This is a genomic window from Cohnella baijiui, assembly GCF_020731285.1.
Classification (GTDB): Bacteria; Bacillota; Bacilli; order Paenibacillales; family Paenibacillaceae; genus Cohnella.
Genome location: NZ_JAJFOW010000001.1, coordinates 24,963 through 42,043, shown reverse-complemented (window position 1 = coordinate 42,043; position 17,081 = coordinate 24,963). Strand labels below are relative to the sequence as shown.

The 17,081-nt window shown below is 62.5% G+C and carries 11 protein-coding genes; 7 read left to right on the top strand and 4 right to left on the bottom strand.

The genetic code is table 11. The features are described from left to right. Positions 1 to 7 precede the first annotated feature (7 nt). From LKX83_RS00160 to LKX83_RS00145, 4 genes are all read left to right on the top strand, one after another. Entirely contained in the window at positions 8 to 1,387 is a 1,380-nt protein-coding gene (locus tag LKX83_RS00160; protein ID WP_227879683.1) for an LLM class flavin-dependent oxidoreductase, read from the top strand. Positions 1,388 to 1,402: 15 nt separating this feature from the next. After that, positions 1,403 to 3,637 carry an SfnB family sulfur acquisition oxidoreductase gene (locus LKX83_RS00155; protein WP_227879681.1) on the top strand — a complete coding sequence of 745 codons (2,235 nt, stop codon included), beginning with the start codon at positions 1,403 to 1,405 and terminating at the stop codon, positions 3,635 to 3,637. Positions 3,638 to 3,677: 40 nt separating this feature from the next. Continuing rightward, positions 3,678 to 5,057: an LLM class flavin-dependent oxidoreductase gene (locus tag LKX83_RS00150; RefSeq protein ID WP_227879679.1), complete on the top strand. Its 1,380-nt coding sequence runs from the start codon at positions 3,678 to 3,680 to the stop codon at positions 5,055 to 5,057. A 103-nt stretch (positions 5,058 to 5,160) separates the two neighbouring features. Further along, positions 5,161 to 6,141, top strand: a complete 981-nt coding sequence (locus tag LKX83_RS00145; RefSeq protein ID WP_227879676.1) for an aldo/keto reductase — start codon at positions 5,161 to 5,163, stop codon at positions 6,139 to 6,141. A 1,133-nt stretch (positions 6,142 to 7,274) separates the two neighbouring features. On the opposite strand, the gene guaD is transcribed toward LKX83_RS00145, so the two are convergent. After that, positions 7,275 to 8,642 carry a guanine deaminase gene (gene guaD / locus LKX83_RS00140; RefSeq protein ID WP_227879673.1) on the bottom strand — a complete coding sequence of 456 codons (1,368 nt, stop codon included), beginning with the start codon at positions 8,640 to 8,642 and terminating at the stop codon, positions 7,275 to 7,277. 96 nt (positions 8,643 to 8,738) lie between these two features. Beyond that, a complete protein-coding gene (locus tag LKX83_RS00135) occupies positions 8,739 to 9,854 on the bottom strand; it encodes a helix-turn-helix domain-containing protein (RefSeq protein ID WP_227879672.1) in 1,116 nt (371 codons plus the stop codon). A 209-nt stretch (positions 9,855 to 10,063) separates the two neighbouring features. On the opposite strand from LKX83_RS00135, the gene LKX83_RS00130 reads away from it, so the two are divergent. After that, the gene (locus tag LKX83_RS00130; RefSeq protein ID WP_227879670.1) at positions 10,064 to 11,044 is read left to right on the top strand and encodes an aldo/keto reductase; all 981 of its coding nucleotides are present in this window, start codon (positions 10,064 to 10,066) and stop codon (positions 11,042 to 11,044) included. Positions 11,045 to 11,079: 35 nt separating this feature from the next. On the opposite strand, the gene pdxR is transcribed toward LKX83_RS00130, so the two are convergent. Next, positions 11,080 to 12,495 carry a MocR-like pyridoxine biosynthesis transcription factor PdxR gene (gene pdxR, locus LKX83_RS00125; protein ID WP_227879667.1) on the bottom strand — a complete coding sequence of 472 codons (1,416 nt, stop codon included), beginning with the start codon at positions 12,493 to 12,495 and terminating at the stop codon, positions 11,080 to 11,082. 285 nt (positions 12,496 to 12,780) lie between these two features. Here pdxR and LKX83_RS00120 point away from each other — a divergent pair, with 285 nt between their 5' ends. Then, positions 12,781 to 13,491 (top strand): PadR family transcriptional regulator, encoded by a 711-nt coding sequence (locus LKX83_RS00120; protein ID WP_227879666.1) that lies wholly within the window; start codon positions 12,781 to 12,783, stop codon positions 13,489 to 13,491. A gap of 75 nt (positions 13,492 to 13,566) precedes the next feature. Here the strand turns inward: LKX83_RS00120 and LKX83_RS00115 are convergent, their stop codons facing one another. Continuing rightward, complete coding sequence (locus tag LKX83_RS00115) at positions 13,567 to 14,427, bottom strand: AraC family transcriptional regulator (protein WP_227879665.1); 861 nt, start codon at positions 14,425 to 14,427, stop codon at positions 13,567 to 13,569. A gap of 208 nt (positions 14,428 to 14,635) precedes the next feature. On the opposite strand from LKX83_RS00115, the gene LKX83_RS00110 reads away from it, so the two are divergent. After that, positions 14,636 to 17,020: a glycoside hydrolase family 95 protein gene (locus tag LKX83_RS00110; protein WP_227879664.1), complete on the top strand. Its 2,385-nt coding sequence runs from the start codon at positions 14,636 to 14,638 to the stop codon at positions 17,018 to 17,020. Positions 17,021 to 17,081 lie beyond the last annotated feature (61 nt).

Below are 17,081 nucleotides of genomic sequence, written 5' to 3'. Positions count from 1 at the left end.
GAGACCCTTGCCGAAAAAAATACACCTTAACGCCTTCGAGATGAATGGCGTCGGCCATATCGCGCACGGCTTGTGGCGGCATCCGGGCAACCAGCGGCACCGCTACACGGATATCCGCTACTGGACGGAGCTGGCGCAGCTGCTCGAAGCCGGCAAGTTCGACGCGCTGTTCCTGGCGGACGTCGTCGGCGTATACGACGTTTACAAACAAAGCGAAGAGACGGCCGTCCGCGAGGCGGTGCAAATTCCCTGCAACGATCCGCTCCTCGTCGTGCCTCCGATGGCCCAGGCGACCCGGCATCTCGGGTTCGCGGTGACGTTCTCCACGACGTACGAAAAGCCGTTCGCCCATGCGAGGCGGATGTCGACGCTGGATCATTTGACCAAAGGCCGGATCGCCTGGAACGTCGTCACCTCGTATTTGCCGAGCGCGGCGCGCAATTTCGGATTGGACCGGATGATCCGGCACGACGAGCGGTACGAGATCGCGCAGGAGTACCTGGACGTGAGCTACAAGCTGTGGGAAGGGAGCTGGGAGGACGGCGCGGTCGTGCGGGACGCGGCGCGCGGCGTCTACGTGGATCCGGACAAGGTGCATCTGATCCGCCACGAAGGCCGTTACTTCAAGGTGCCGGGTCCCCATCTCAGCGAGCCATCCGCGCAGCGGACGCCGGTCATCTACCAGGCGGGCACGTCCGAGCGCGGCAGAGCGTTCGCGGCGAAGCATGCGGAGGCGGTCTTTCTCGGCGGCGGCACCGTCGAGTCGCTCCGACAGTATGCCCGCGACATCCGGCGGCAAGCGGCGGCCTACGGCCGCGATCCGAATCATCTCAAGCTGATGGCCGGGCTGACCGCCATCGTCGGCCGCACGCGGGAAGAGGCGGAGCGCAAGCTCGACCGTTACCGTCAGCTGTACAGCCTCGAAGGCGTGCTCGCCCACTACGGCGGTTCGAGCGGATACGATCTGTCCGCCTACGATCCCGAAGAGGTGTTCGCGTACCGGCAGACGGACCATGGACAGACGGCCGCCGCGCAGTTTACGAAGCAAAGCCCGGCGCCGAAAAAAGTCCGGGAGGTCGTCGAGACGCTAGGCACGCTGGGGGCGCGGGGACTGTTCGCGGTCGGGACGCCCGAGGAGGTGGCCGACAAGCTGCAATATTGGATCGAAGAGACGGGAATCGACGGCTTTAACGTGACGCAGCTCGTGTCTCCCGATACGCTGCGGGACTTCGTCGAGCTGGTCGTTCCGGAGCTGCAGCGCAGAGGCTTGTTCCGCGAAGCCTACGAAGAGGACACGCTGCGCGAGCGGCTGTTCGGACGCGGCGTGCGCCGGCTCCCGAGCGATCATCCGGGAGCGGCGTACCGGCGTCAACCGACACTTACTTAAAGGAGGAGAGAGCTCTTGGCGATCCGAAAAGAAGCGCTCCCGAAGGCGTCATGGGGGACGGACGCGCCGGATGCGATCGGGTTGGCGCGCGAGCTCGGAGAGCTGCCGCTCGATCTGCGGCGGAAGGGTATCGGTGCGATCCCGGAAGCCGAAGGCGGCGGGCTCCGGCTGGCGGACGGGACAGCGGACGATGCCGCGATCCGGTTCGAGCGGCCCGACCGGGCGCTGGAGCGTCTGGATGCGGGCCAAGACATCCGCATCGTCGGGCTTGCGCTGCAGCATCGCAGGGAGACGATTCTCGTGCCCGAGGAGTCGCGGATCCACGCGCTTGCTGACCTGCGGTCGGCGAGGCTCGGCTATATCGAAACCGGACATCCGTCGGACGAGATCGGTCGGCGGGAGGCGCACGGCCGGCTGGGGCAAGCGCTAGCGGATGCCGGCGTCGCGAAGGAGGCGATCGAATGGGCGGCGCTGCGCGCGGTTGCGGGGCAAGCCGGGACGATCGCGGCGGGCCGGCTGCTGCTTCGCGCGCTGCTCCGGGGCGAGGCGGACGCCGTCCATGCCGGAGGCGCGTTCCCGGCGCAGACGCTGAGGCTGCTCGGCCTGCGCGAGCTGGAGGCGTACGAGGCGTTCGCGCCCGTGTCGTCCGTGCTGACGGTATCGGGCGAATGGCTGCGGCGGCGCCCTGATGACGTCGCTCGCATCGTCGCGCATGCCGCCGCGGCCGCGAGCTGGGCGTCCGACAACCGGGAGGAGGCGAACCGGCTGGCCGCCCGACAGCTCGGCCTGCCCGAAGACGCAGTCGAAGCGATTTATTCCGCTCGGCTGCATCGGGAATACGGCTTCGCGATCACGGACGAGAAGTGGGGACTGCTCGCGCGGCAGAAGGAGGTACTGGAGGCCGCCGGGGCGCTGAAGCGGGACTTCAACTTGGCGCAAGCCGCGGACCTTACGGTCGTGCCGGCGGCGCTCGCGCTGATCGCGGACGGCGGCATCGAGCCGCCCCAAGGCGAAGCGGTCACGGCGTACGCGGCGTCCGATCTGCCGCGCGCCTTCTTCACGGACCGCCCTCCCGCCCGCGTGCTGGCGGGAGACGAGGAGGCGCTCGAGGCGGCGCGCGCCTTCGCCGCGGAGATCGCGCCGGGCGCCTCCGAGCGGGACCGCAAGCGCCGGCTGCCGCTGCGGGAGATGCAGCGCCTTGCCGAGCTCGGCCTGCTCGGCCTCGTCGTGCCGAAGGCGTACGGCGGTCCGGACGTCCGTACGCGCACGCTCGTCGAGATATTCAAGACCATCTCCCGCGCGGACGGCGCGATCGGCCAGATCCCGCAGAACCATCATTTCTTCGTCAAGACGATCGAGCTGGTCGCCTCCGAGGAGCAGAAGCGATTCTTCTTCCATGAAGTGCTGAAAGGCGCGCAGTTCGGCAACGCGCTAGCCGAGCGTGGCGGAGGGCCCGGCCCCCGCAAGGTGGGGACGACGCTGCGCCGCGCGGGCGAAGACGCGTTCGCGCTGAACGGCAGCAAGTACTACGCGACGGGAGCGCTATATGCCCATTGGATTCCCGTCACCGCCCTGGACGAAGAGGGACGGCGGATGACCGCCTTCGTCCCCCGTCACGCACCGGGCGTCACCGTGCTCGACGACTGGTCGGGCATCGGCCAGCGAACGACGGCGAGCGGCGGCGTCGTGCTGCGGGACGTTCGCGTGCCGGAGCGCCACGTGCTGCCGCACTGGCGGATATTCGAAGGTCCCCAGTACTTTACGGCGTTCGGCCAAATCATGCACGCGGCGGTCGATCTGGGCATCGCGCAGGCCGCCTTGGCGGATGCGGCGCATTACGTGCGGGAGTTCGCGCGCCCTCCGTACGGCAGCGGATGGGAGCGGGCGTCGGAAGAGCCGGATCTGATCCGTCGGTTCGGGGAGCTCGGCATTCGGCTGCAAGCGGCGGAAGCGCTGCTGGACCGCGCCGCCGACGCGATCGACGACGCCCGCGCGGATCTGGACGAGGAGACGGCCGGGCGGGCCGCCTTGACGGTGGACTCGGCCAAGTGGCTCGCGACGGAGACGTCGCTCGAAATCGCGAACGCCCTGTTCGAGGTCGCCGGTACGTCGTCGATGGATCGCAAGCACAACTACGATCGGCATTGGCGGAACATTCGCATCCACACGCTGCACGATCCCGCCCGGTTGAAGCTGCATCACGTCGGCAAATGGTTTTTGAACGGCGTTTACCACACGTATCAAATCTAACGCTCTGATGCGCGGTCGCGCGCGGGGAAGGAGGCGGAAGATGGGCACACGAATCATCCTGAACGCGTTCGACATGAACAGCGCGATGCACAATTCCCACGGGCTGTGGAAGCATCCCGGCAACGAGCGCCACCGCTACACCGATCTGGATTACTGGGCGGAAATGGCGCGACTGTTGGAACGCGGCAAATTCGACGCGCTGTTCCTTGCCGATGTCGTCGGCATTTACGACGTATACAGACAGAGCCGCGCGCCCGCGCTGCGGGACGCCGTGCAGGTGCCGTTGAACGATCCGGCGCTCATCGTGCCGGCGATGGCGGCGGTGACCGAGCACCTGTCGTTCGCGGTGACGGTCACGACGACCTATGAGCATCCGTACGCCCATGCCAGGCGGTTCTCGACGCTGGATCATCTCACCGGGGGACGAATCGCGTGGAACGTGGTCACTTCCTACCTGCCGAACGCGGCGCTGAACCACGGCCTGGACGAAATGATCAAGCACGACGACCGCTATGCGCTGGCGGACGAATTTCTCGACGTCGTCTACAAGCTGTGGGAAGGCAGCTGGGAGGAAGGGGCGGTCGTTCGCGACGCCGATCGCGGCGTCTACGCCGAACCGTCGAAGGTGCACCGGATCGACCACGAGGGAACGTACTTTCGGGTGCCGGGTCCGCATCTCAGCGAGCCGTCCCGGCAGCGCACGCCGGTCATCTACCAAGCCGGCAGCTCGGAGAGCGGGCGTGCATTCGCCGCGAAGCACGCGGAGTGCGTATTCGTCGGCGGCAGCTCCAAGGCGTCGCTCAAGGCGAACATACGGGACATCCGGGAGCGGGCGGAACGGCTCGGACGGGATCCTTTAGGCATTAAAATGTTAACGGGATTAAATGTTATCGTCGGCGAAACGGAAAAGGAGGCGCAGGATAAGCTGCGGGAATACGCCGGCCTATGGAGCCGCGAGGCCGCGCTCGCGCAGTTTGGCGGCTCCAGCGGCTACGACTTGTCCGCCTACGATCCGGATTCGGTGCTGGAGTACCGGGCGACGGATCACGGCCAATCCCGGGCCGCGCAATATACCAAGCATGCGCCGGGCAAGCTCTCGGTTCGCGAGGTGATGGATCGCATCGGTTCGCTGGACGGACGGCAAGGGGGCTTGCAAGTCGGAACGCCGGAGTCTATCGTAGACGGTATGCAGGAACTGATCGAGGATACGGGACTCGACGGATTCAATCTCGCGCATCTCGTTACGCCCGGCAGCCTGCGAGAATTCGTCGAACTCGTCGTTCCCGCGCTGCAGCGCCGCGGTCTCCACAAGCCGGATTACGAGCAGGGAACGCTGCGGGAAAAGCTGTTCGGGAGCGGCCGGCGCCTGCTGCCGGACGATCATCCGGCGGCGCGGCACCGCAAGGAATCGCGCGCCTGAGCCGCCCGCGCTATGATGGCGTCGGCCACGTGCGCGGCTCGATGATGGCGGAGCGGCCTCGGCGAGCAGCCCGATGACGAACTGAAGGAGGGAAACATCAACGATGAAGATGAAGACGGTCGGAAATACGGGCATTCAGGTATCGGAGCTAATCTTCGGGACGATGTCCTTCGGCGGCAACGCCGATCGGGAGACGTCCAAGCAGCTGTTCAACCGCTGTCTGGAGAAGGGAATCAACTTTTTCGACACCGCGAACGTTTACAGCGCCGGCGTGTCGGAGGAGATATTGGGCGAGCTGATCGCGGGCAAACGGGACGAGCTGGTTCTGACCTCCAAGGCCGGCTTCCCGTTCGGCGCCGACGCGAACGCACGCGGCGCCTCGCGCCGTCATCTGCAGCTGTCGGTTGAGCAAAGCCTGAAGCGCCTACGCACGGATCGCATCGAGTTCTACTTCGTCCACCGCTTCGACTCGCTCACGGCGATCGAAGAGACGGTGCGCGCGTTGGACGATCTGCGGCGTCAAGGCAAAATTTTGTATCCCGCCGTCAGCAACTGGGCGGCCTGGCAGATCGCCAAGGCGCTGGGCATCTCGGCGAGGGAGAGTCTTGCCTCCTTCGCTCTGATTCAGCCGATGTACAACCTCGTCAAGCGGCAGGCCGAGGTGGAGATTTTGCCGCTCGCCGCGTCCGAAAAGCTCGGCGTCATCAGTTACAGCCCGCTGGGTGGCGGTCTGCTGACCGGCAAGTACGGCATCGGCAAGCGGCCAGAGGCGGGGCGGCTCGTCGAACAGGCCAACTATACGAAGCGCTACGAGAACGAGCAGTATTACGCCATCGCGGACCGGTTCGCCGCGTTCGCGCGCGAGCGGGACGTACATCCCGTGACTCTCGCGGTCGCGTGGGCGAAAAGCCACCCGGCAATCACGGCTCCGATTATCGGCGCCCGCAGCCTCGAGCAGCTCGAGCCGTCGCTCGCTGCGGCGGAACTCGATCTGACCGCGGAAGAGCGCCGCGAAATCACGGCCCTCTCGATCGACCCGCCGCTCGCGACCGACCGCAGCGAAGAAGCCGGGAACGAAACGTAAATGTTGCAAAACGAAGCGTAAAAGCTGGGATTGAAGCGTAACCCCGGTCCTGATCGTATGCGATCCGAATCAGGGTCGACGAACGCTGCCGGCCCGCCTTTTCGACGGGCCGGTTTGTTATGTAGGATTGTCCTCGAGCGCGAGGGTTCGTGTATCGAGTAATCGTACAGTGTCGTGGCCAGCCCGCCCTTTTTGGCGGGGCGGTTTGTTTGTCAAGAATCGCCCCCGGGCGAGAGTTCGTGTATTCGAAAAATCGAATAGATTCGCTGCCAAAAGGGGGGAATGGCGATTTGTATTCGAAATATCGAACAGAATCCTGCTTTTGAGCCGGAAAAAGGGCTTAGGTATGCGAAAAATCGAATACAATCGCCTTCGCGCTGCGCGTCGAAACGAAACGCGACGGCGGGGCGGGGGAGTTCGGTGCGACAAGGAGTGCAGACCACTACGGCGGCATGCGGTCGGTAGTCATTCGGTGCGGTTAGGTACTCAGCCCACCACGGCAGCATGCGGTAGGCGTTCGTTCGGCGTAAATAGGAACGCGGATCACCGTGTGCGTGCGTGTGTGGCGCGTGGATCTCCCGCGTCATTCCGTCCTTTTCGCCACCTTCTTGGCCGGATAGAGAGCCGGGCAGCGCTGCGCGATTCGGGGCGCGAACCTGTAAACCCGAAGCAGGGAGAACGGTAGATCGCACATCGTGCCGCAAGCGAGAATCGAGGGGCGATGAGCGGTAAAATATTCTGCACATGGCGATTCTGAGGCGGATGAGGGGGAATGAGTGGAAGGATTTACCGCACATCGTGCCGCAAGCGAGAATCGAGGGGCGATGAGCGGTATAATTTTCTGCACATGGCGATGCTGAGGCGGATGAGGGGGAATGAGTGGAAGGATTTACCGTACATCGTGCCGCAAGCGAGGATCGAGTGGCAATGGGCGGTATAATTTTCTGCACATGGCGATTCTGAGGCGGATGAGGGGGAATGAGTGGAAGGATTTACCGTACATGTCGCTTCAGGTGCGTCCAATAGATCCTGCATCCCCAAAAGGACCTCCTCTCCGTATCGAGCGGAAGAGGAGGTCCTTATCGTTTTCTTGCAATTGCATGACGGCTGCGTCCTGCCGAGTCCATCCCTTTTTATCCGCGGCTGTGAACCTTTTCCCCTTGCACCCAGACTTCGCGGATGTGCTCCGGACGGACCAGGTACATGATCTTCTGGAACATATCGTGCAGCGGCTCATCCGTTTGATAGAGAGGAAGCTTTGCGCCCGGCACGGCGACGTCGACGATGAGCGCGTCCCAGGCGTATCGCTCCGCCAAACGCCCGATCGGCAAGCTCAAGCACTCGCCGCCGCCCGCCGTCGCGAGATAGAAGGCTTCGTCGATCGTGATGCGCGAGTTCGGCACGCCCCGCTCGTCGGCGGGGAGGGAGGGATCCACGCCGTCCTCCAGCATGCGGGAGGAGATGACGGCTTGCCGGGCATTGTCGAACAGGCTGGGGGAGAAGCCGCCGGACAAATCGGAGCCGAGGCCGATATCGACGCCTTTGTCCCGCCAGCGGGCGATCGGGATGACGCTGTTGGCGAAATAGGCGTTGGAGACGGGGCAGTGGCTGACCGCCGTCCCCGTTCGGGCGAAGAGCTCGGCATCGTTCTCGTCCAGGAAGTTGCAGTGCGCCATGACCGACTTGTTCCCGAGGAGGCCGAAGTCATGCAGGGCGAAGGCATCGTGTTTGCCGAAGCGATCCCGGACGTAGCCGTGCGCCCAGTCGCTCTCGCTGCAGTGGGACTGGACGTGCGTGTCGTACTTGGCAGCTAACTCTCCAAGCCCCTGTAACGCTTGGTCGGTGCAGCTCGGGATGAAGCGAGGGGTGACGACGGGGTAAACGCCTTGTTTGGTCGTTTCCGAAAGCGCCCGCACCTCCTGAATGAAACGCTCGGTGTCCGCCAGCGCCGTCGCCGTGTCGACGTCGCGGTAGTAGTCGGGATTCTGCGCCGGATCGTCCATGACGACCTTGCCGATGAGGCCGCGCTGCCCCTTGGCCGCGCAGATTTCCGCCAGACGCAGGCTGGCTTCGCGGTGCACCGTCGCGAAATAGAGCGCGGTCGTCGTTCCGTTGGCGAGCAGGGTGCCGACCACGTCTTCATAGACTTGGGTCGCGAACGTCAAGTCGGCGAACCGCGATTCGAGCGGGAACGTGTAGGTGTTCAGCCAATCGTACAGCGGAATGTCCAGCGCCGTACCGGACTGCGCCCACTGCGGCGCATGAACGTGCAAATCGACGAGTCCCGGCAGCAAATATTGCCCCGCGGACAAGGCGTGGTAGAGTTCCGTTCCTTGGTAAGCTTGCAAAATCGCCTCGTATTCCGAGTCGTTTGGTCCGACGACCCGTTCGATCATACCGTCGGCGCCGACGCAAAAGAGGTGGTCCTCCAGCATGTCCACCTCATGGGGAGAACGGCTCGTAAAAGCCGTTCCCCGAAACACGCGCGCATACTTTTCCATCCGTACCGAGCACCTTCCTGTCCCTGCATGATTATCCGTAATTATAGGGAATCCGGGCGGAGAAGACAACGATAATGCGTTTAGTCAAAGGTTCGTCTACTGCCAAATACCCGACTCGCGTTTATTTCGCGCTTCAACCTTCAGCTGTTGCATGTAATCTTGATACCGCTTATCTTGTTCGAATTCGGCAAAGTCGGATTGGAGACGACTCCGTATTTGATGGCAGGCGTTCTCGGCTGAATTGTTCGCAACCCATCCTTTCAGACCTTCCATATATTTGATGGACTTTATTTCATAGGAAGGGTTACGGTCAAAACGGATCGCAAGGTTTACGCTTTTTTTCATGCTTCTCCACATGCCGTCAAAGTCGTTTTCGTCTTTTTGATATTTCGCAACATCCAAGCAGCTTATCGCGCATAACAGATCAAAATAATGAGGAGTTTCATGCGTAAAGTGATCAAGAAATTCGGCGTGCAGCACTTGAAGATCCGCGGCATAAGACCGACGATGATCTTCCGCAAAGCATTCGCCCAATAGTCGGATGACCATAGGGAGATGAAACGCCATTCGATAGAGTTCATATTGGAGGATCGGCATCGCCACATGCCTTCTTCCGGCTCGAATCTGATTCAAGGCAATTTCTAGGTCTAGCGTATGGTTCGTGTTGATTTCATGGAGAATGGAAATCGCTTTGTCATGTTCTTCCATCGCCTGATAGGCGAATGCCATATGTTGTTTGATAGATACGATGTCGATAGGAGCGTCCGGCGGTCGGACGCGTAAAGCTCTTTGAAAGCAGAAAATGGCCTCCTCGATGGCTTTCTTTGCGTCAACCTGTTCGTCCGCCGTTCCTTTGGACAATTTCAAATGACCCAATGAAAGAAGCAAATCAAAGTCATTCGGATATCGCTTGATTGCCTCTTCCGCCAAGGGTAATCCGGCTGCATAGTCGGAATTTTGCACAGATCTGCGAATAGCGCTCCTAATTTCCGCTAATCGATCTGAAGGTACGCTGTAATCCAATAGCCTGTCGATCGACACCTCCAAATTCGAAGCGATCGACGGCAAAAGGGCGATATCCGGATAAGTGCTCCCGCTTTCCCACTTGGATACCGCAGCCGCAGAAACGCCAACCGCACTGGCTAGCTGCTCTTGCGTCCATTGCTTTGCTTTTCTCAACTGGGCGATGTTCGAGCCGATATTCAACTTCACGTCCCCACGCTCCTAACATTCTCGATCCGCTGATGGATATAGCATAGCAATGAAATGGCAAGAGGGGTATGGAGCGTTGCGATTGTTTGAATGAACCCAAAATTAACGCAACAGAATTGGCCCTCGAAATAAGCGCCCCATTGGCTCTCCTATTCAACCGGATCCCTCCTTATAATGAGGCCAAGCTCAAGGAAACAGGAGGAACGCAAATGAAGAAAATGGCTCTGGGGCCGCTGGAGGTCAGTCCGCTCGGGCTGGGATGCTGGGCGATCGGAGGGCCGTTCACGCTGGGCGGCATTCCGGACGGATGGGGAGAGGTCGACGACCGGGAATCGGAAGACGCGATCCGGGCCGCGATCGAACGGGGGATCGACTTCTTCGACACGGCGGACGTCTACGGCACCGGCCGCAGCGAGGAAGTGCTCGGCCGCGCCATCCAAGGCCGACGCCACGAGGTCGTCATCGCCACCAAATTCGGTTTTACGTACGACTCCGGGACGAAGGAGGTGTTCGTTCGCCACGACGTAACCCCCGCCTATATCCGGCAAGCGTGCGAGCGCTCGCTCCGGCGACTCGGAACGGACTACATCGACCTGTATCAAATTCACGTCGGTTCCCTGTCCCGCGAAGAGCTGCACGGCGCGATCGACGCCCTCGACGAGCTGCGGCGGGACGGCTGGATCCGCGCTTACGGGTGGAGCACCGAGGATGCGACTCATGCGGATTTGTTCGCCCGCCATTCGGCGGCCGTGGCTCTGCAGCACCCGCTGAACGTGCTGCGCGACGAGCCCGGGATGATCGACGTCTGCGAGCGCCACGGGCTCGCGAGCATCAACAACAGTCCGTTGGCCATGGGGCTGCTGAGCGGCAAGTTCGACCGGGAATCGCGTCTTGCGCCTACCGATGTTAGAGGTGGAGGACATGCATGGGTAGCTTATTTTAAAGAGGGACGCGTCCTGCCGTCCTACCTGGAACGGTTGGAAGCGGTGCGGGAGATTCTGACCGGAGGCGGGCGCACGCTCGTCCAAGGGGCGCTCGCCTGGATATGGGGCAGAAGCTGGGTCACCGTCCCGATTCCGGGCTTCAAGACGAAAGCGCAGGCGATGGAGCTGGCCGGCGCGATGGAGTTCGGTCCGCTTACGACGGCCCAGATGGCCGAGATCGATCGGGTGCTGAGCGCCGCATCATAGAAGGAAGGGCTGCCGAGGCAGCCCTTTCGCCATGCTCAAGACGTTTGGGATCGCACGAAATCATGGAGTCTGCACAATCCTTCTCCGATCTCTACCTCCGTCAGCCTTCCGTATCCGAGAACGAGGTTGCCGGCAAACCGGCCTTGGACCGCCGAATAATCGTCGACGGTGCCGACGTGAATGCCGTGGGCAGCGCTTTGCCGCCAATCGATCCGGGCGAGCCGCGGATCTTCGAAGGCGATTCGCACGTGCATGCCTGCTTCGTCGCCGAGAAGCCGGACGCGATCGCCGAACAGACGGCGGCATTGTTCGACGAGAAAAAGGCGTCGCTTGCGGTAGATCGTCTTCATCCGATGGATATGCCTGTCGTAATGGCCGTCCTCTATCAAGCGGGCCAAGGCGGCCTGGGTTAATCCCGAGGCGGTCAGATGCATGCCGATCTTCGTCATCACGACGCGATCCAGCAGAGGAGGAGGGACGATCAGAAATCCGATTCGCAGGGCGGGCGACAACGTCTTGCTGAATGTCCCCGCGTAGACGACGCGGTCGGGAGACAGCTGCCAAAGCGGCGGAACCGGTCCGCCATAATGCCGAAATTCGCTGTCGTAATCGTCCTCCAGCAAGTAATGTCCCGCGGCTTCGGCGAGTTGGATGGCCAGCTGCCTGCGTTGAATGGAGAGGATGCTCCCCGTCGGATATTGGTGGGAAGGCGTCAGCACGATCAAGCCGGCAGCGGCGGATGGGGGAATCCGGTCCACCTCCATGCCGTGTCCGTCAACCGGCACGCGCGTCAAGTTGTATGGAAGACGCGACAGCACCTCGGGGACGAAGCCGATCGTCGGGTCCTCGATATAGGCGTGGCGGACTTCCGGCGACAAAGCGGACGCGAGCAGGATCAAGCCGTCCGCCGTCCCCGCCGTAACGACGATCTGATCCTCGCTGCAGCGGATGCCCTTCGCGCGGAAGACGTACCGGGCAATCTGCGCCCGCAGTCCAGGATGTCCCAGACAATCTCCGTAATCGAACGTCGGATCGGTTCCGTAGTCCATGATTTCCTTCATGTATTTGGTCCACAAGCGGCGCGGAAACAGCCTCACGTCAGGTGCGCCGGCGTCGAAGTCGATCAGGTCCGGCCGTTGCAAGACGCTGGGCGAGGAAACATCCGCGACCGCCGTTTGTTCCGGCTGCTGTCGAATCGAAGGTTCGAGCCGAATGCCCTCGGCGATAAAGGTGCCGGAGCCGACGCGCGCGGTCAAATAGCCTTCCGCAACGAGCTGCTCGTACACTTCGATGACAAGATTCCGGGCCATGCGGAGCTCCTGGGACACTTTCCGGGTTGGAGGCAGCCGCAGGCCGGGCGCGAGCGCTCCGGACGCGATGCTGCCGCGCAGGTGGGCGCAAAGCTGATGGGCGACGGAGCCGCCTTCCTCAGACGGGATAAAGCCGAACATGGCTACGCTCCTTCAATAGGGTCAGTTGGGTTTGTGACGGAAACGAGGGCAAGAGAACCATTTGTTCTCATTATAGAAGATGGCTGCCTGGGACAACAGCGTATTCGGAGAATGGCGCCGGAAAAAACGATAGGGAATCGCCGGAACCATCATGACAACGCGGGAAAGTTGCGCAGGTGCTTCGTCTTGACACATTGCGATATATCGTAATAGAATAAATGTGTAACGATATATCGTATTGGAGGGTGAAACGATATGCGAATGGACGGATTTCGAGATGGACCGATGGTTCATCGCGGACGTAGATGGTATGGTTGCGAAGATGGGCGTCATCCGCTCTTCTTCAGGCATCGCGGAGGACATGGGGGACACGGTCCGGGCGGCTTCGGCGGTCCCGGGGATTTCGGCGGACGCGGGGGATTCGGCGGATTTGGCGGACGAGGAGAGGGCAAGCGCTTTTTCGGCCGCGGCGAATTCAAATTCGCCATCCTTGAACTGCTGGCCGCCGAGCCGATGCACGGCTATCAGCTGATCAAGGCCATGGAAGAGAAGACGGGCGGGATGTACGTTCCCAGCGCAGGCTCCATCTACCCGAATCTGCAGCTCCTCGAAGACATGAACCTGATCGCGGCCGGCGAAGCCGACGGCAAAAAGCTGTACCGCATCACAGAGGAAGGCCTCGCGTTTCTGCAGGAGCGAGAGAAAGCGCACCGGGAACGGGCGGAGAACCGCTGGGAGCGCCACGTCAGACATGCGCCCGGACCTCGCGGCAAACACGGTCTGCGCGAGCTCGTCAGACGGCATCCTGACGTGTTCGAAGGGATGGTCGCGGCGGATCAAGCGGCGCAGCAAAATCCCGGTTCTCCGCAAGCGGAGCGGTTCAGGCAGCTCATGACGAAGCTGCGGGACGATCTGGCCGCATTAAGATCTGAGGGGACAGATCCGCAGCCGGACGACGGATCGAAATCAGGCGGCCCCGACACGGAACCATCTTAATGCGGTACGGAATAGACGATAAGGAAAGCGGCGCGAGGGGCGGTGCAGGTGACATCCTGCATCGCCCTTTTGGCGTTAGAGGGAATCGCCCGATTCCCGGTACCGGCTCGGACTGACGCCGTAATAAGCGCTGAAATGGCGGGTGAACGGGTGGATGGAAGCGTACCCGAGCTTATCGGCGATCGCCGTCACGCTGAGGCCGCTCTCCTGCAGCAGCCGGGCGGCCCGCCGCATGCGAAGCTTGAGGTGGTAGGCTTTGGGCGTCATCCCCGTCTCCCGCAGGAACAGCTCGTGAAAGTACGTGCGCTTGAGTCCGCACATGCTGGACCAAGTCTCCACCGGCTCGCGCCGATCCAGATGAAAATCCAGATGGGCCAGCAGCCGAACGATGCGGTAGTCGCTCGGTTGGCGAGTGTGCATCGCGTTATGCCATCGGAGAAACCAGGCGTACAGCAGACTGTTGACCGTTTCGTTTCGGTAATATTTGGCATCCTCGAACGTTCGGGCAATCGTGACGAGCGCATCGTACAGCTGCGGGTGGCGCTGCAGGGAGAACACCCCGGGCAAGGCGTCGAGCTCCTCGCAAGGGCGGACGATGGAGGCGGTTCGATAGACATAGGGCTCCGGCGCGTAGATGAAGGTTCGGCTGACCGAGACCGGGGCTTCCCGGTCCCACAGATCGAAGTACAGATTGTAAGAAGCGAGAGGACGCGCGGGGTCGATATGAAACGCGTGGGGCTGCTGCGGCCGAAGGAAGACGACGGTCTGTCTGTCGAACGGATAACGTCTGCCGTCGATCTCCATCTCGCCCGGACCGTCGTGAAACAAGTGAAGCGCGTAGACGTTGCAGACCCGCCACTTTTCGTTGGCGCTGCCGTCGTATACGTAGGGCATCGAGTCCCCCAGGTAGGGGACGAGTTCGCTCAGCTTATGCATGATTCCAACTCCTCATATCGCCAATGCCCGGAAAATTACCGGACGAATCGTCAAATTGATGGATGCGCTGTCAAATACGAGTCTCCATCCCAATGATACGATAGGGGCAGCAAATGCGGAAGTAGGAGCTGTAACATAGCGGAGCATTCGCCAACTTCTATTTGCAACGCGCGGATCGAAGATACGAGAAACGAAAGGCGGAATAAGAATGCGTGGAAACACGGAGATGATGAACCGCGACATGCGGCTAAAATATCGGGGAGCCGCGAGCGGATGGCAGCAAGGATTGCCAATCGGCAACGGGCGACTCGGCGCGGTCGTCTTCGGCGGCGCGGAGGACGAGACGTGGAGCGTAACCGAAATGACGTATTGGTCCGGCTGTTCGGAGCCGAGCCGCAGCCCGATTCGGGGCAAGGAATTCTTGGCGCGGATCCGGGAGCCGTTCTTCGCAGACGATTACGAGCGGGGAGAGTCGCTCGTGGAGTCGCTATGGCAGCCGGAAAAAGGCAATTTCGGCACGCATCTGACGCTGTGCGACGTCAGGCTCCAGTTCGATCGCGCGGGCGGCGACGGTCCAGCGGCGATCAACCGGGAGCTGTGTCTCGAGCGGGCCGTCGTCCGGACGGACGTCGAAGCCGGCGGCGTACAAGTGAGCCGCGAGGTGTTGGCCTCGCATCCCGACGGCGTCATCGCCGCCCGCATTCGCAGCGGGGCGCCGGGCGGCGTCTCGTTCTCGCTGACGCTCGAAGGGCGGACGGACCGCTTCGCGTTCGCTCCGAAAGACGGCCACTCGCTCGCGTTCGAGGGGCAAGCGGTCGAAACGATGCACAGCGACGGCGAGTGCGGCGTACGCTGCCGCGGCGTCGTGCGCGTGTCCGCGCAAGGCGGCGCAGTCCGCGCCGAAGACGGCCGGTTGGTCGTTCGCGAGGCGGACGAGGCGACGATCTACCTCGCCGCCCATACCGACTACCTCGCGGCGGACGACGGCTGGCGGGAAGAGGGGGAACGCCTGGCCGCCCAAGCGGCCGGCAAGGGCTTCGGCCGCATCCTGGACGATCACGTCGCCGACTACCGCTCCCTCTATGCGCGCGTAGCTTTGGACCTGGGCGCCACGGAACGCGCCGGCATGTCGACCGACGAGCGCATCCGCCGGCTCGCAGAAGCGCCGGATGCGGATCCGCAGCTGTACGCGCTGTTTTACCAATACGGCCGCTACTTAACCATCGCAGGCTCGCGAGAAGACTCGCCTCTGCCGCTGAACCTGCAGGGCTTGTGGAACGACGGAGAAGCGAACCGGATGGCATGGAGCTGCGACTACCACTTGGACATTAACACGCAGATGAATTACTATCCGACCGACGCGGCGAACCTTCCAGAATGCCATCTGCCGCTCGCGCGATTCGTCCGGCGTCTCGCCGAGGCCGGCGAATCGACGGCACGGGAGCTGTACGGCTGCGAAGGATGGGTCGCCCACGTCTTTACGAACGCCTGGGGATTCACGGATCCCGGCTGGCACTATTCCTGGGGCATGAACGTGACGGGAGGGCTCTGGATCGCCGACCTGCTGCGGGAGCATTACGAATACACGCTGGACCGCGGCTTCCTCGAGGAGACGGCGTATCCCGTCCTGCGGTCGGCGGCGCTGTTCTTCCTCGATTACATGACGCCGCATCCGAAGACGGGCGAGCTCGTGACCGGTCCGTCCAACTCGCCGGAGAACAGCTTTTACCCCGCTGCCGGGACACCGGCCCCGGGAACGGGCCGCGCGCATGCGCTGTCGATGGGTCCGACGCTGGACATGGCGCTCGTTCGTTCGCTGTTGGCATTCTGCCTGACGTCGGCCGAGCTGCTGGAAGCGGATCAAACGCTGCAAGCGCGGATCACAAAAGCGCTCGATCGTCTGCCGCCGCTGAAGGTCGGAGGCCGCGGCCAACTGCAGGAGTGGCTCGAGGACTATGGTGAAGCGCAGCCCGATCACCGTCACATGTCCCACTTGTACGCCCTGCACCCGGGCGATCTGGTGACGCCGCGGGGCACACCCGAGCTCGCCGCCGCCGCGTACAGGACGCTGGAGAACCGGATGCAGCGCGAAGGTCTCGAAGACGTGGAGTTCACGCTCGCGCTGTTCGCTTCGAGTTTCGCCCGGCTCGGTGAAGGCGAGCGCGCGCTGCAGAGCTTGACCCATCTGATCGGCAAGTTATGCTTCGACAACTTGCTCACCTATTCGAAGCCGGGAATCGCCGGCGCGGAGACGAATATTTTCGTTGCGGACGGCAACTTCGGCGGCACGGCGGCGATCGGGGAAATGCTGCTGCGCAGCCGGCTCGGCGAGATCGAGCTGCTGCCTGCGCTGCCGACCGCCTGGCCGACGGGCAAAGCGACGGGGCTGCGGGCGAAGGGGGGCGCCGAAGTCGACCTCGTCTGGCGGGACGGCGCGCTGACCGAAGCCGTCATCCGCGCCCATGCGCTCGGAGACGTCCTTCTCCGCTGCGGCGACGCGTCCGTTCCGCTGTCGCTGAGCGCGGGCGAGGAAGTCCGGTTGGGGGCCGATCTTCGCCCGATCCCTCAAACGGACACGGCCGCCCGCGAATGATCCTTCCGGCAACGCCGGCGCCCTGGGCGCCGGCTGTTGCATTTCTTCTTGCATCGGAGAT

What these genes read in the sequence shown, in the direction of transcription:
- LKX83_RS00120 (WP_227879666.1), top strand. Translation starts at nt 12,781, where the DNA reads ATGGTTCATCGCGGACGTAGATGGTATGGTTGCGAAGATGGGCGTCAT.
- LKX83_RS00130 (WP_227879670.1), top strand. Translation starts at nt 10,064, where the DNA reads ATGAAGAAAATGGCTCTGGGGCCGCTGGAGGTCAGTCCGCTCGGGCTG.
- pdxR (WP_227879667.1), bottom strand. Translation starts at nt 12,495, where the DNA reads ATGTTCGGCTTTATCCCGTCTGAGGAAGGCGGCTCCGTCGCCCATCAG.
- LKX83_RS00150 (WP_227879679.1), top strand. Translation starts at nt 3,678, where the DNA reads ATGGGCACACGAATCATCCTGAACGCGTTCGACATGAACAGCGCGATG.
- guaD (WP_227879673.1), bottom strand. Translation starts at nt 8,642, where the DNA reads ATGGAAAAGTATGCGCGCGTGTTTCGGGGAACGGCTTTTACGAGCCGT.
- LKX83_RS00115 (WP_227879665.1), bottom strand. Translation starts at nt 14,427, where the DNA reads ATGCATAAGCTGAGCGAACTCGTCCCCTACCTGGGGGACTCGATGCCC.
- LKX83_RS00110 (WP_227879664.1), top strand. Translation starts at nt 14,636, where the DNA reads ATGCGTGGAAACACGGAGATGATGAACCGCGACATGCGGCTAAAATAT.
- LKX83_RS00145 (WP_227879676.1), top strand. Translation starts at nt 5,161, where the DNA reads ATGAAGATGAAGACGGTCGGAAATACGGGCATTCAGGTATCGGAGCTA.